The sequence below is a fragment of the Aeromonas sp. FDAARGOS 1406 genome (genome assembly GCF_019048565.1).
GTDB lineage: Bacteria > Pseudomonadota > Gammaproteobacteria > Enterobacterales > Aeromonadaceae > Aeromonas > Aeromonas caviae.
Map to the genome: position 1 here is coordinate 2,654,775 of NZ_CP077378.1, position 14,705 is coordinate 2,669,479.

10 protein-coding genes and 4 tRNA genes are annotated in these 14,705 nt (G+C 61.3%); 9 read left to right on the forward strand and 5 right to left on the reverse strand.

Annotated features, from left to right (window positions below):
* Window positions 1-67: 67 nt before the first annotated feature.
* From trmH to I6L36_RS12480, 3 genes are all read left to right on the forward strand, one after another.
* Window positions 68-811, forward strand: coding sequence for a tRNA (guanosine(18)-2'-O)-methyltransferase TrmH (trmH, locus tag I6L36_RS12470; protein WP_053287967.1), 744 nt, complete (start codon window positions 68-70; stop codon window positions 809-811).
* The gene (locus tag I6L36_RS12475) at window positions 801-1,841 is read left to right on the forward strand and encodes an alpha/beta fold hydrolase (RefSeq protein ID WP_053287966.1); all 1,041 of its coding nucleotides are present in this window, start codon (window positions 801-803) and stop codon (window positions 1,839-1,841) included. The genes trmH and I6L36_RS12475 overlap by 11 nt, the downstream gene beginning before the upstream one ends.
* A gap of 103 nt (window positions 1,842-1,944) precedes the next feature.
* On the forward strand, window positions 1,945-2,748 hold the full coding sequence (locus I6L36_RS12480; protein WP_049637091.1) for a Cof-type HAD-IIB family hydrolase: 804 nt from the start codon (window positions 1,945-1,947) through the stop codon (window positions 2,746-2,748).
* A 70-nt stretch (window positions 2,749-2,818) separates the two neighbouring features.
* On the opposite strand, the gene I6L36_RS12485 is transcribed toward I6L36_RS12480, so the two are convergent.
* The 5 genes from I6L36_RS12485 to I6L36_RS12505 all read right to left on the reverse strand — a co-directional run bounded on the left by I6L36_RS12485 (window position 2,819) and on the right by I6L36_RS12505 (window position 3,953).
* Entirely contained in the window at window positions 2,819-3,337 is a 519-nt protein-coding gene (locus tag I6L36_RS12485; RefSeq protein WP_053287965.1) for a ricin-type beta-trefoil lectin domain protein, read from the reverse strand.
* A 171-nt stretch (window positions 3,338-3,508) separates the two neighbouring features.
* Window positions 3,509-3,585, reverse strand: a tRNA-Pro gene (locus I6L36_RS12490).
* A 59-nt stretch (window positions 3,586-3,644) separates the two neighbouring features.
* A tRNA-Leu gene (locus tag I6L36_RS12495) sits at window positions 3,645-3,730 on the reverse strand.
* A gap of 20 nt (window positions 3,731-3,750) precedes the next feature.
* Window positions 3,751-3,826, reverse strand: a tRNA-His gene (locus tag I6L36_RS12500).
* 50 nt (window positions 3,827-3,876) lie between these two features.
* Window positions 3,877-3,953, reverse strand: a tRNA-Arg gene (locus I6L36_RS12505).
* A gap of 263 nt (window positions 3,954-4,216) precedes the next feature.
* Here I6L36_RS12505 and I6L36_RS12510 point away from each other — a divergent pair.
* The 6 genes from I6L36_RS12510 (at window position 4,217) to kdpA (ending at window position 14,653) form a co-directional block, all read left to right on the forward strand.
* Window positions 4,217-4,807, forward strand: a complete 591-nt coding sequence (locus I6L36_RS12510) for a TetR/AcrR family transcriptional regulator (protein ID WP_042864666.1) — start codon at window positions 4,217-4,219, stop codon at window positions 4,805-4,807.
* Window positions 4,804-5,910 carry an efflux RND transporter periplasmic adaptor subunit gene (locus tag I6L36_RS12515; protein WP_053287964.1) on the forward strand — a complete coding sequence of 369 codons (1,107 nt, stop codon included), beginning with the start codon at window positions 4,804-4,806 and terminating at the stop codon, window positions 5,908-5,910. Before I6L36_RS12510 ends, I6L36_RS12515 begins: the two co-directional genes overlap by 4 nt.
* Before the next feature lie 15 nt (window positions 5,911-5,925).
* Window positions 5,926-9,006, forward strand: a complete 3,081-nt coding sequence (locus I6L36_RS12520) for a multidrug efflux RND transporter permease subunit (protein WP_039040660.1) — start codon at window positions 5,926-5,928, stop codon at window positions 9,004-9,006.
* 120 nt (window positions 9,007-9,126) lie between these two features.
* On the forward strand, window positions 9,127-11,085 hold the full coding sequence (locus I6L36_RS12525) for an ATP-binding protein (protein WP_053287963.1): 1,959 nt from the start codon (window positions 9,127-9,129) through the stop codon (window positions 11,083-11,085).
* 76 nt (window positions 11,086-11,161) lie between these two features.
* Window positions 11,162-12,511: a glutathione-disulfide reductase gene (gene gorA, locus I6L36_RS12530; protein WP_053287962.1), complete on the forward strand. Its 1,350-nt coding sequence runs from the start codon at window positions 11,162-11,164 to the stop codon at window positions 12,509-12,511.
* A gap of 447 nt (window positions 12,512-12,958) precedes the next feature.
* A complete protein-coding gene (gene kdpA / locus I6L36_RS12535; protein ID WP_053287961.1) occupies window positions 12,959-14,653 on the forward strand; it encodes a potassium-transporting ATPase subunit KdpA in 1,695 nt (564 codons plus the stop codon).
* Window positions 14,654-14,705 lie beyond the last annotated feature (52 nt).

Genomic DNA, 14,705 nt, shown 5'->3' on the forward strand with positions numbered 1-14,705 from the left:
CCCAGGGCCCCATGCCGCAGGCCACCAGCCTTGTTGCATGCACCGGCCTCACGACATAGAAACCGACATGACTCCTGAACGCTTCAAACGCATTTCCGACATGCTGGCCATGCGCCAGCTCGACCTGACCGTCTGCATGGAAGAGGTTCATAAACCTCACAACCTGGCCGCCATCGTGCGCACCGCCGATGCCATCGGCATCCACCGGGTGCACGCGGTCTGGCCCAAGAGCTGGATCCACAAGCGCAAGGGCACTGCCCGCGGCAGCCAGAACTGGGTGGACGTGAAGCTGCACCCGGACATCGGCAGCGCGGTGGCCGAACTCAAGGCCTCCGGCATGCAGATCCTGGCGACCCACCTCTCCGACAGCTCCGTGGACTTTCGTGCCATCGACTACACCAGACCCACCGCCATCCTGGTGGGCCAGGAGAAGCACGGCATCGGCGAAGAGGCGCTGGCCCTGGCCGATCACCATATCGTCATCCCCATGGTAGGCATGGTGCAGTCCCTCAACGTCTCGGTGGCCGCCGCCGCCATCCTTTACGAGGCCCAGCGCCAGCGCGAACTGGCCGGCTGTTATCAGCGCGGCTGTCCACTCAGCCTGGAAGAGCAGAACACCATCTTGTTCGAGGGGGGCTATCCCGTCTATGCCCAGCTCTGCAAGGAGAAAGAGATGCACTACCCCCAGCTCGGTCCGGCCGGCGAGATCCTGGCGGACGAACGCTGGTGGCAGCAGATGCAGCTGACCCGCAAAGGATGGGCCGCCCAACAATCGGATGATCCTTCGGAAGAGTACACTGATGAAGCTTAACCACCTGCCCCTGCTGGCCCTGACCCTGTTTTCTGCCGGAGCCCTTGCCGTGAGCAATCCTTACCAGCTGACCACTGAAGCCGACGTCCCCGCCCTCTATCAGCAGACCCTGCCCGACTTCTGGCGCCAGCATGCCGTCGAGGGGGAGTTCAAGGGCAAGGACGGGGTCACCCTCCGCTATGCCGCCCTGCGCCAACCCAAGATCGATCGCGCCATCCTCATCGTCAACGGCCGGGTCGAGAGCTACCTCAAGTATCAGGAGCTGGCCTGGGATCTCTGGCGCCAGGGTTACAGCCTCTACCTCATCGATCATCGCGGCCAGGGAATGTCAGACCGCATGCTGGCCGACAAAGAGAAGGGGTATGTCGACCAGTTCGACGACTATGTCGCCGATCTCAAACAGTTTCATGACGAAGTGATTGTACCGGACAAGCCTGCCAAGCTGTTCCTGCTGGCCCACTCCATGGGGGGGGCCATCTCGGCCCGCTATCTGGAACGCTGGCCGAACGACATCCAGGCGGCGGTGCTCTCCTCCCCCATGATGGGCATCAACCTCGGCGGCCTGCCCAAGTGGCTGGCCAAGGGGTTGGCGGCCACCATCGGCACGGTCGGCGGCTGGGTGGGCGAGCCCCCCTACGGCCCGGGTCAGGGATCCTATGAGGATCACGGCTTTGCCGACAACGAGCTGACCCACAGCACGGCGCGTTATCAGGCCTTCCGCCAGATCTACGAACAGCATCCCCAGGTCAGGCTGGGGGGCGCCACCGCCCACTGGATCCATCAGGCCATCACAGGATCGGACGCGGCCGTGGCCGACGCCGGCGCCATCAAGACGCCGCTGCTGCTGCTGCAGGCCGGCGAGGACAGCGTGGTGGACAACGCCGCCCAGGAGGCCTTCTGCGCCAAGGCCCAATGTGAAGGGAGCAAGCCGCTGCGTATCGAAGGGGCCTGGCACGAGCTCTTCATCGAGGCGGATCCCCAGCGCCACGCCGCGCTCAATGCAACCCTGGCCTTCTTCGCGCGCTACTGACGCGACCAGAAGGGGCTGGTTATTTTTTGGATCCCTAAATAAATGGGGTGACGGCAGACGCTGGGGTACACTCCCCCGGCGTTCAATTGAAGTCGAGGTAATGATGTTCAAGGTAGTTGTGTCCGATCTCGATGGTACCCTGCTCAACGGGCAGCACCAGATCTCCTCCCGCACCCGGGATACCCTGCACCGCCTGGTCGACCAGGGCGTCAAGTTCGTGGTCGCCACCGGCCGTCACCATGTGGATGTGCGCAGCATCCGCGATGCACTGGGGCTGGATATCTACCTCATTACCTCCAACGGCGCCGTGGTACACGACAAGCAGGATCAACTGGTCTACAACCAGGCGCTACCGAGCACGGTGGCGGCCGAGCTGATCGCCATGGAACGCGACCCGTCCATCCACATCAACGTCTACTACGGCGACGAGTGGCTGGTGGAAGAGGAGCTGCCCTGGTTGCTGAAGTTCCATCACGACTCCGGCTTCAGCTACCGTCTGGCGGATCTCGCCAGCCACCCGAAGGACAGGGTCAACAAGGTGTTCTACATCGGCGACCACGACAAGCTGCTGAAGATAGAGGCGCACCTCAACCAGCAATATGGTGATCGACTCAACGTCACCTTCTCCCTGCCTGACTGCCTCGAGGTGATGCATGCCGGTGTGCACAAGGGTAATGCCGTGCGCGCCGTGCTGGAGCAGCACGGCCTGGAGATGTCCCAGGCCGTGGCCTTCGGCGATGGCATGAACGACTTCGAGATGCTGAGCATGGTGGGCCGTGGCGTGGTCATGGGCAACGCCCACGATCGCCTCAAACTGGCCCTGCCAGAGCACGAACAGACCCTCACTTCCGATGAAGATGGCGTTGCCGTCTATCTGGAGAAACTGTTCGCCTCCCAGACCCGCTGATACGGTACCCCCGTCGCGGATCGAAAAAGGGTGGCCACATGGGCCACCCTTTTTGCTTCTCGCCCTCTTGTCACCACACCAGAGCCGGGTGCATCAGACGGTTCAACAGCGTGCCGGAGGGCGTCCACTCAAAGCTCTGGTTTGCGCCGCCATAGCATTCGGCGAGGCGCAGGGGGACGGCCGGCTTGTGACGGCGACCCGCCACATCCAGGCACAGCGACACCTGCCGATTGAACAGACGATCCCCCTGCCACTGCCATTGATGGCTCTCCTCCCGGCACGCCTCCATCCCCAGACCATCCTCCCCTTTGGCGACCAGGCAATCCCCGGCCAGTTGCAGGGCACCGACATCCCAGCTGAATGATTGGTTCGATTGCTGATCACAGGGCTGAGTCAGCAGACGGCCCTGCTCGCTCAGGGTCACGCAGAAGCCACCACTGGTCACCAAGGTGGCCTCGAGTTCGGCCTTTGGCTTGGGGGCGGCGCCCATCAGAAGATCTTCCGGTTTTGGCTGCAGGGCGCAGCCGCCCAGCAGCAGTGCGGCCATGGCCAGCACGGAGAGTTGAAGAGAAGTGATATGGTGATGCATAGGCCTTGTATCTGGTCCGTGCCCGAGCGTCCCCTGTCTCGCGGCTCCGGGCCCCAGCATAGCGAACTCGTGGCGAACAGGCGCCTGAAGAAGTGTAAAAAGACGTGACAGGAAAAAGCGAAAGAGAAATGCCAAAAAGCAAAAACCCCGCCTGAGCGGGGTTTTCAAATGTGGTCGGTGATAAAGGATTCGAACCTTTGACCCTCTGGTCCCAAACCAGATGCGCTACCGGGCTGCGCTAATCACCGAGGGGGTATTCCAAAAACACAAAGATGACCATCTGGTCATCCTCGTCATACAGCAAGTATGGTGCGAAGAGAGGGACTCGAACCCTCACACCCGGGGGGCACTAACACCTGAAGCTAGCGCGTCTACCAATTCCGCCACCTTCGCGTACCTGACAAGCTGTAAAATGGGGTGGCTGATGGGGCTCGAACCCACGACAACCGGAATCACAATCCGGGACTCTACCAACTGAGCTACAGCCACCACAGCTGTTTTCGTTCTTCAACACGCCCGTTTAACCGGCGCACTTTTGATGGTGCGCCCGACAGGATTCGAACCTGTGACCTCTGCCTCCGGAGGGCAGCGCTCTATCCAGCTGAGCTACGGGCGCTACGCTGTCGAACGGGGCGCATTATTGATGATGATGCCGACCTTGTCTACTCTTTTTTTGACACAAAGAATCAAGTGCCTGTTTTTCAATCACTTCCGACCCTTTTCAACTATTTTTGTTTTGTTCAGGCTGGATCCAGCAATTCCCCACTACTTTTTGAATCCCTCACCCCATAGGGCCAGAGATGATGGGCAATGCTTGACTTGCCTTTGCGCCCACCTAGAATGAATGAACGTTCATTCAGTCGTTGACCTCTGATAACCATGGATAAGAAAGAACGCATTTTCGAAGCAGCTCACGAGATCCTCGGCGAGCAGGGCTTCTACGGCCTTTCCATTGCCGTGGTCGCCAAGAAAGCCAAGGTGGCGGCAGGCACCATCTATCGCTATTTCAGCGACAAGGATGACCTGATCCGCCAGCTCTATCAGCACACTATCCTCAAGTGTCATCCCCTGGTCATGGAAGGTGTGCAGATAGAAGAGGTGTCCTATGAGCAGTATCGACGCCTCTGGCTCAACATCGATGCCATCTTCACCAGCTACCCCAATGCACTCAAGTGCAAATTGCAGTACGAAAGTTCTCCATTGGGGGCTGAATTGGAGCGGGATCCGGTCATAATGGCGACGTGGGCGCCACTTGAGCGCTTCTTTGAGCAAGGACGCCAACAGGGACTCTTCATCGATCTCCCCATTCTGGTGTTGCAAGCATTGAGTCTGGATTGCGTGGCCAACCTGGCACAGCAGCGCCGGGTTCACGATTTCGAATTGACGCAGGAACAGCTGGAGACGGTCATCCGGGCCAGCTGGAATGCCATTTTAAACCCTAATGTTTCCATCACAGGAGCCTGTTCATGAAAAAGTGGATGGCCATCATGTTGCTGATAGCACTCGCCCTGTTTGGCAGTGTCATCGGCTTCAATATGTTCAAGCAGAAGAAGATTGCAGAGTTCATGGCCAATCGGCCCGAGCCCGAGTTCCCGGTCACCGCCATGATCACCAAGGCGCAGGACTGGGTCCCCACCATTGAAGCCATCGGCTTCATCGAGCCGAACCAGGGGGTCACCCTCTCCAGCGAGCTGTCAGGCACCATCGACAGCATCCGGTTCGAATCGGGGGCACATGTCAAAGCGGATCAACTGCTGCTGAGCCTGGACTCCAGTGTGGAAAAAGCCAATCTGAACTCCTCCCAGGCCAGGCTGCCGGCAGCCAGGGCCAAGTTCGAGCGCTACAAGAACCTCTATCAGAAGAACTCCATCTCCCGGGACCAGCTGGATGATGCCGAGGCAAGCTACCGCTCCCTGGAGGCGGACATCGACAGTCTGAAGGCCACCATCGCCCGTCGTGAGGTGCGAGCCCCCTTCAGCGGTGCCGTGGGCCTGCGCAACGTCTTCCTCGGCCAGTATCTGGAACCGGGTACCCAGATTGTGCGCCTGGAAGACACCAGCGTGATGCGCCTGCGCTTCACCGTGCCCCAGACCGACATCTCCAAAATCACCCTGGGACAGACCATCAAGATCAACGTGGATGCCTATCCCCAGACCCAGTTTGACGGCCAGATCACGGCCATCGAGCCCGCGGTCAACTATCAGAGCGGCCTGATCCAGGTGCAGGCAGACATTCCGAACAACGACGGCCAGCTCCGTTCCGGCATGTTCGCCCGCGCTAGCATCATACTGCCCACGGTGAAAGACCAGATCGTGATCCCGCAGTCCGCCATCTCCTTCACCCTCTATGGCGAGAACGTCTACGTCATTCACGAGGCTGACGGCGTGAAACGCGCCAAGCAGGTGGTGGTCAAGGCAGGTGAGCGTCGCGGCAACGATGTCCATGTGCTGTCCGGCATCAAGGCTGGCGATCAAATCGTGCTGTCGGGTCAGGTTCGCCTGAGCAACGATACCAAGGTGCACGTGGTCGAGAACGATGCCCTTGCCGTTCCGGCACAAACCCCGATGCTGTAAGCGCGGAGAGCTGCGATGCGATTTACTGACATATTCATAAAACGGCCTGTGCTGGCGATCTCGCTCAGCTTCCTGATAGCCCTGCTGGGCTTCCAGGCCATCTTCAAGATGCAAGTGCGTGAATACCCCGAGGTGATCAATACCGTCATCACGGTCAACACCAGCTACTATGGCGCCAGTGCGGATCTGATCCAGGGCTTCATCACCCAGCCCCTGGAGCAGGCGGTCGCCCAGGCCGACAACATCGACTTCATGACCTCCTCGAGCCAGCTGGGCAGTTCCACGGTGACGGCGTACATGAAGCTCAACACCGATCCGAACGCCGCGCTGTCCGACATCCTGGCCAAGGTCAACTCGGTGCGTTCCCAGTTGCCCAAAGAGGCGGAAGACCCTTCAGTCACCTCCTCCACCGGTTCCACCACGGCGGTGCTCTACATGGGCTTCACCAGCCCGGAGCTCAACTCCAGCCAGATCACCGACTACCTGGAGCGGGTCATCAAGCCCCAGCTGTTTACCGTGGGCGGGGTCTCCAAGGTGGATCTGTATGGCGGTGTCGAATTCGCCCTGCGGGTGTGGCTGGATCCGGCCAAGATGGCCGCCTTTGACCTGACCTCAAGCGACGTGATGACGGTGCTCAACAGCAACAACTATCAGTCCGCGACCGGCCAGGCCACCGGCTATTTCACCCTGTTCAACGGCAACGCCGAGACCCAGGTCGGCAACATCGAAGAGCTCAAGCGTCTGGTGGTCGCCACCCGCGACAGCAAGGTGATCCGTCTCTCCGACATCGCCAAGGTCTCCCTGGAGAAGAGCCACGACATCTATCGCGCCAGCGCCAACGGCCGCGAGGCCGTAGTTCTGGCCATCAACGCAGCCCCGACAGCCAACCCCATCAACATCGCCCACGATGTGCTGGAGCTGCTGCCGAGCCTGAAGCGCAACATGCCGAGCACCATGCAGGTGAACGTCCTGTATGACTCCACCATCGCCATCAACGAATCCATCCACGAGGTCATCAAGACCATACTGGAGGCGGCCGCCATCGTACTGGTGGTGATCACCCTGTTCCTCGGTTCCTTCCGGGCGGTCATCATCCCCATCATCACCATTCCCCTGAGCCTCATCGGCGTGGTGATGATGATGGACATGTTCGGCTTCTCCATAAACCTCATGACCCTGCTGGCGATGGTGCTGGCCATCGGTCTGGTGGTGGATGACGCCATCGTGGTGCTGGAGAACGTCGACCGTCACATCAAGGAAGGGGAAGAGCCGTTCCGGGCCGCCATCATAGGTACCCGGGAGATCGCCGTGCCCGTCATCGCCATGACGGTCACCCTGGCGGCGGTGTATGCGCCCATCGCCCTGATGGGGGGCATCACCGGCTCCCTGTTCAAGGAGTTCGCGCTGACCCTGGCGGGCGCCGTGTTCGTCTCGGGCATCATCGCCCTGACCCTGTCGCCCATGATGTGCGCCAAGATGCTCAGGGCCAACGAGGAGCCCGGCAAGTTCGAGCGTACCGTACACGATCTGCTGGACCGGATGACGGCCCGCTACGACGCCATGCTCCATGCCGTGATGCAAAAGCGCATCGTGGTCATCCTGTTTGCTGTCATCGTGTTCGCCAGCCTGCCGCTGCTGTTCAAGTTCATTCCGAGCGAGCTGGCCCCGTCCGAGGACAAAGGCGTCATGGCGGTGCTGGGGACGGCACCTTCCAACGCCAACCTGGACTACATCGAAAACACCATGGCGGACGTGAACAAAGTCCTGGACGACCAGCCGGAGATCGCTTACTCCCAGGTATTCTCAGGGGTGTTCAACTCCAATCAGGCGTTCGGTATCGCCTCCATGGTGCCCTGGAGCCAGCGTGAAGCGAGCCAGAAAGAGGTGCTGGATCGGGTCGCCGGTCTGGTGAAGGACATCCCCGGGATGGCCATCACCACCTTCCAGTTCCCGGAACTGCCGGGGGCCTCGAGCGGTCTGCCCATCCAGTTCGTCATCACCACCCCGAACAGCTTCGAGAGCCTGTTCCTGATCGCGGGTGAGATGCTGGCGGCAACCCAGGCCAACGGCCAGTTCGTCTATTCGGATCTCGATCTGAACTACGACTCGGCCACCATGAAGATCAGCATCGACAAGGACAAGGCGGGTGCCTACGGCATCACCATGCAGGACATCGGCATCACCATGGGCACCATGATGGCGGACGGTTACGTCAACCGTATCGACCTGGATGGCCGCTCCTACGAGGTGATCCCGCAGGTGGAGCGCAAGTTCCGTCTCAACCCCGAGTCCATCAAGGGGTACTACGTGCGTGCCGCCGACGGCAAGTCGATCCCGCTGGGCAGCCTGATCAAGATTGAAGTGAAGGGAGAGCCCCGTGCCCTGCCCCACTTCAACCAGCTGAACTCCGCCACCATCGGCGCCGTGCCGGCACCGGGCGTGGCCATGGGGGATGCGATCAACTGGTTCAAGGCGACCGCGGAAGAGAAGCTGCCCCAAGGCTATCGTTACGACTTCATGGGGGAAGCCCGCCAGTTCGTGACCGAAGGGAATGCGCTCTACGCCACCTTCGCCCTGGCCCTGGCCATCATCTTCCTGGTGCTGGCGATCCAGTTCGAATCTGTGCGTGACCCGCTGGTCATCATGGTGTCGGTGCCGCTGGCCATCAGTGGCGCGCTGATCGCCCTGGCGTGGGGCATGGCCACCATGAACATCTACTCCCAGGTCGGTCTCATCACCCTCGTCGGTCTGATTACCAAGCACGGTATTCTGATCTGCGAGGTGGCGAAGGAGGAGCAGCTGCTCCATGGTCTGAACCGGATGCAAGCCGTGATGCAGGCTGCCAAGGTCCGTCTGCGCCCCATCCTGATGACCACGGCGGCGATGATCGCAGGCCTTATCCCGCTGCTCTATGCCTCGGGTGCGGGGGCGGCACAGCGCTTCAGCATCGGCATTGTCATCGTGGCGGGTCTGGCCATCGGCACCCTGTTCACCCTGTTCGTGCTGCCGGTCATCTACACCTTCCTGGCATCCGAGCACAAGCCGCTGCCGGAATTCGACGAATCCATCCCGGCAAAAGCCAAGGGCGGTCACTGATCCCAGCCCACACAAACAAGGCCCCGAAAGGGGCCTTATTTTTATCCATTGGATGACACACGACATAAGTCCATGAAGCAGTTAAACTAAACCGCACTCAATCCAGACCGCAAGGACGCCATGTCAGGAATCTTCTCCAAGGCCGTCGGCCTTAACGGACTCTCTTATCGTCTGCTTTCCTACATTCTGATCTGCAGCACGTTGCTGGCGCTGGCCATCACTGTGCTGCAGCTCGCCTGGGACTACAACAAGGACGTGACCGTCATCGAGGCCAGCATCGACCAGATCGAGGCCTCCTTCCTGCAGCCCATCTCCGCCAGCCTGTGGAACCTGGATGAAGAGCAGGTCAAGGTGCAGATCGAGGGCATCATGAACCTGCCCAACATGCAGTTCGTCATGGTCAAGGAGATGCTGGGCAACTCCGAGGTGCCACTGCTGACCCAGGGAGTGGAGCAGGCCCAGTACGACATCTCCCGCGAATTCACCCTCAGCTACCAGGGGGAAGTGGTCGGCAAGCTGTTCGTCGCCGCCTCGCTGGATCAGGTCTATCAGCGCCTCATCGAGAAGTCCGTGCTGATCCTGGTCAGCCAGACCATCAAGACCCTGGTGGTCTCCTTCTGCATCCTGGTCATCATCTACTATCTGGTGATCCGTCATATCAACCGCATCGTCAGCTACGCCCAGAAACTGAGCCTGGATCGCCTGGCGGTCGAGCTGACCCTGGAGGGGCGCCCCCTGCCCCGCAAGCATCCGGACGAGTTCGATGCGCTGGCCGCCACCCTCAACCAGATGCGCACCCGGCTGAACGACGAATTCACGGCCCGCCACCAGGCCGCCGATCAGCTGCAACAGGAGCGGGACTTCTCCGCCACCCTGATCAACTCCGCCAACATGGTCATCTGCTGCATGGAGCCGGATCTCAACATCGCCAGCATCAACCCGGCTGCAATACTGCTGACCGGCTATCACCATGAGGAGCTGCTGCAGCACAACTGGCTGGATCTGTTCGTCAGCCAGGAGCAGCGCGACGAGCTGGCCGCCATCCTGACCGAACAGGGGGCGCTGGAGGACAGGGAGATCACCATGCACGACCAGCAGGGCAACGAGCTGGTCCTGCAGTGGACCTTCGCCCCCTTCTACGAGGGGCCCAATCTCAAGTACCTGATCGGCTTTGGCTACGACATCACCCCCCTCAAAAAGGTGGAGCGGGAGATCACCCTGTTCAACGAGCAGCTGGAGGGCAAGGTGGCGGAGCGTACCCGCAGCCTGAGCGATGCCAACGAGCAGCTCGGCAAGGCCTACGACGATCTCAAGCAGGCCCAGCAGACCCTGGTGGAATCGGAGAAGATGGCCTCTCTAGGATCCCTTGTCGCCGGCGTGGCCCACGAGATCAACACCCCCATCGGCATCAGCGTGACCGCCTCCTCCTATCTGCAGGAGCGGGTCGCCGACTTTAAGCAGCACCTCGAGGCCAAGCAGCTCTCCCGTTCCTACCTCAACGAGTTCACCCAGAATCTCGACGAGTCGATGCAGCTGCTGCAAGGCAACCTGAGGCGGGCCTCCGAGCTCATCGCCAGCTTCAAGCAGGTGGCGGTCGATCAGTCGTCCGAGGCGCGCTACAACTTCAGCCTCGCCGACAACCTGCACCAGGTGGTGGTCTCCCTCGGCTACAAGCTGAAGAAGTCCCAGTGCGAGGTCGACATTCAATGCGATCCCAAGCTGACCCTCTACTCCTTCCCTGGCAGCTTCACCCAGATCTATTCCAACCTGATCCTCAACTCCATCCATCACGGTTTCGATGACTGGGACAGACCCAGAAAGATCACCATCAAGGTGGAGCAGCAGGGAGACGAGCTGGTCATCGACTACAGCGACAACGGTCGCGGCATCCCGCCGGAGATACTGCCGCGCATCTTCGATCCCTTCGTCACCTCCAAGCGGGGCCATGGCGGCAGCGGGCTCGGCACCCACATCATCTACAACCTGGTGGTGCAACTGCTGCGCGGCCGCATCCACTGCGCCAGCGAACCGGGACAGGGTGCCCAGTTCCACATTCGCCTGCCCATCCAGCAGAACTGAGCACCGGCTCTTGTGAGCCGGCCGCTTTGTCCCCATCATGCTGTGATTGCATCCTCAACGAGCGGAGAACCTCGCAATGGCACAGCATTTTGACTACATCGCCATCGGCGGCGGCAGCGGCGGCATCGCCTCGGCCAACCGGGCCGCCATGTACGGCAAGAGAGTCGCCCTGATCGAAGCCAAAGAGCTGGGTGGCACCTGCGTCAACGTCGGCTGCGTGCCGAAGAAGGCCATGTGGTATGCAGGCCAGATCGCCGATGCCCTGAAATACGGTGCCGACTACGGCTTCGACACCACCCTCAACCACTTCAGCTGGGCCAGGCTGGTCGAGTCCCGTCAGGCCTACATCGGCCGCATTCACCAGTCCTACCAAAACGTGCTGGGCAAGAACCAGATCACCGTCATCAAGGGCTTCGCCCGCTTCGTCGACAGCCATACCGTCGAGGTGAACGGCGAGCACTACAGCGCCGATCACATCCTAATCGCCACCGGCGGCCGCCCCGAGGTCCCGACCATACCGGGGGCCGAACTGGGCATCGACTCCGACGGCTTCTTCGATCTGCAAGCCCAGCCCAAACGGGTCGCCGTGGTCGGCGCCGGCTATATCGCGGTGGAGATCGCCGGCGTGATGCAGGCGCTCGGCTCGGAGACCCACCTGGTGGTGCGCAAGCACGCGCCGCTGCGCAACTTCGACCCCATGATCCACGAGACCCTGGTGGAGATCATGGCGCAGGAAGGGCCCAGGCTGCACACCCACGCCATTCCCAAGGCCGTCATCAAGAACGCCGACGACAGCCTGACCCTGCAGCTGGAAGATGGCCGCCACCTCACCGTCGACTGCCTGATCTGGGCCATCGGTCGCGTGCCCGCCACCGACAACCTCAATCTGGCTGCCACCGGCATCGAGTTGGACGAGAAGGGCTTTATCCCCACCGACAAGTTCCAGAACACCGCCGTCGCCAACCTCTATGCCGTCGGTGACAACACCGGCCGCATCCAGCTCACCCCGGTGGCTGTCGCGGCAGGCCGCCGCCTCTCGGAGCGGCTGTTCAACAACAAGCCGAATGAGCACCTCAACTACGATCTGGTGCCGACCGTGGTGTTCAGCCACCCGCCCATCGGCACCATAGGACTGACCGAGCCGGAAGCCGTTGCCGAATACGGGGAAGATCAGGTGAAGGTCTACCGCAGCCAGTTCACCGCCATGTATTCGGCGCTGACCCAGCATCGCCAGCCCACCCGGATGAAACTGGTCTGCGTCGGGCCGGAAGAGAAGGTGGTCGGCCTGCACGGCATCGGCTTCGCCATGGACGAAATCCTGCAAGGCTTCGGCGTCGCCATGAAGATGGGCGCCACCAAGGCGGACTTCGACAACTGTGTCGCCATCCATCCGACCAGTGCGGAAGAGTTTGTGACCATGCGATAAGCGGGGTTGAAGCTGGCCTGTCATTATCAGACCAGCTTCTACAACTGTGTTTACACTCTCCATCCCACCAGCGCGGAAGAGTTTGTGACCATGCGATAAGCGGGGTTGAAACTGACCTCATCACCATCGGGTCAGCTTCCACCACTTGCTACCAAACCCGGCCCAGGCCGGGTTTTTTGTGCCTTGCCCGTCCACCAGCCAACAAAACCCGCCTTCTTTACGCCGATTTTACGCCAGCCAAATTGGGCTTTATGGCGCCTTTACGCCCGTTTTACATACCCTTTGAGCGTCAATGAGACCTATGGGATCGACACGGATATGCATCGATCCCTGACGCTAATTACCTCAACGGAGTCGTTATGAATTGGCTATATCTGCTGCTGGTCCTCGCCCTCGCGGGCTATCTGCTGCGCGCCCTCGCGCGCACTCATGAGTGAGGAACCGGATATGTGGCAAGAGATCATCTATCCCGTCGCGTTCGTGCTGCTGGTGCTGCTGCCGGCGCCTCTGCTTGGCAACTACCTGTATCGGGTGTTTGAAGGCAAGAGTCGCTGGCTGGCCCCGCTTGAGCGCGCCACCCTGGCCTGCTGCGGCACGGACGGGCGCGAGCAGGACTGGAAGTCCTACGCCCTCAGCCTGCTGGCTTTCAACGGCGCCGGTTTCGGCCTGCTGTTCCTGATCCTGATGGCGCAGGGGCTGCTGCCCCTCAACCCGCAGCAACTGCCCGGGCTGAACTGGCAACTCGCCTTCAACACCGCGGTCAGCTTCATGACCAACACCAACTGGCAGGCCTACTCCGGCGAAGCCAGCCTCTCCTACTTCAGCCAGATGGTGGGGCTCACCACCCAGAACTTCGTCTCCGCCGCCACCGGCGCCGCCGTCGCCATCGCCCTGTTTCGCGGCATCGCCCGCCAGCAGACCACCCACCTCGGCAACTTCTGGCAGGATCTGGTGCGCTTCTGCCTCTACGTGCTGCTGCCGATGGCGCTGATCCTGGCGCTGCTGCTGGTATGGCAGGGGGTGCCCCAGAGCCTGTCGGCCTACCTGCCGTTCCACGCTCTGGAAGGGCAGGAGCAGCTGCTGCCGCTCGGCCCGGCCGCCTCCCAGATCGCCATCAAGCAGCTCGGCTCCAACGGCGGCGGCTTCTTCGGCGTCAACTCGGCCCATCCGTTCGAAAACCCCACAGCCCTCTCCAACTGGCTGGAGATGGTCGCCCTGCTGACGCTGGCCGCCGCCATGGTCTGCACCCTGGGGCGCTACGTGAAGGATCTGGCCCACAGCCGCGCCATCCTCATCGCCATGACCATCATGCTGGTGCTGGGGCTCTGCCTCGCCATCGGCCAGGAGCTGCAGCCGGATCCCGCCCTCGCCCAGCTCACCACTGATGCAAGCACTCTGGCCGGCAACTGGGAAGGCAAGGAGAGTCGCTTCGGCACCGTGCTGTCCAGCATCTGGGAAGTGGCGACCACCGCCGCCTCCAACGGCTCGGTCAACGCCATGCACGACAGCTTCACCCCCCTCGGCGGCATGGTCGGCATGATCAACATGCTGCTGGGTGAAGTGGTGTTCGGCGGCGTCGGTGCCGGCATCTACGGCATGATGCTGTTCGTGCTGCTGACCGTGTTCCTGTGCGGCCTGATGGTGGGGCGCACCCCCACCTATCTGGGCAAACGGCTCGGCATCACCGAGATGAAGTGGGTGGTCGCCAGCATGCTGGTGATGCCGGTCGGGGTATTGGTGATCGGCGGCATTACCCTGCTGATGCCAGACTCCGCCACCGTCATCGGTCACGATGGCCCCCACGGTCTGTCACGGCTGATCTATGCCTACGCCTCGGCCGCCGGCAACAACGGCTCCGCCTTCGCCGGCTTTGCCGCCGCCGACAGCTGGCAGTGCATCGCCATCGGGCTGGCCATGCTGCTCGGTCGCTTCGGCTACATCATCCCCGTGCTGGCCATCGCCGGCCAGCTGGCCCGCGCCCCTCGTCAGGAGCGAAGTGAAGGGGACTTCCCCGTCAGCGGCCCGCTCTTCATCACCCTGCTGATCGTCACAGTGCTGCTGATGGGGGGTCTCTCCTTCCTGCCGGTGCTGGCGCTGGGCCCGGTGGCGGAACACCTGAGCCTGCTGGGAGGTGCCTTCTGATGCTGCACACCCGACTGATCTGCGTGACCAACTATTCGATGCTGGGAGCTTT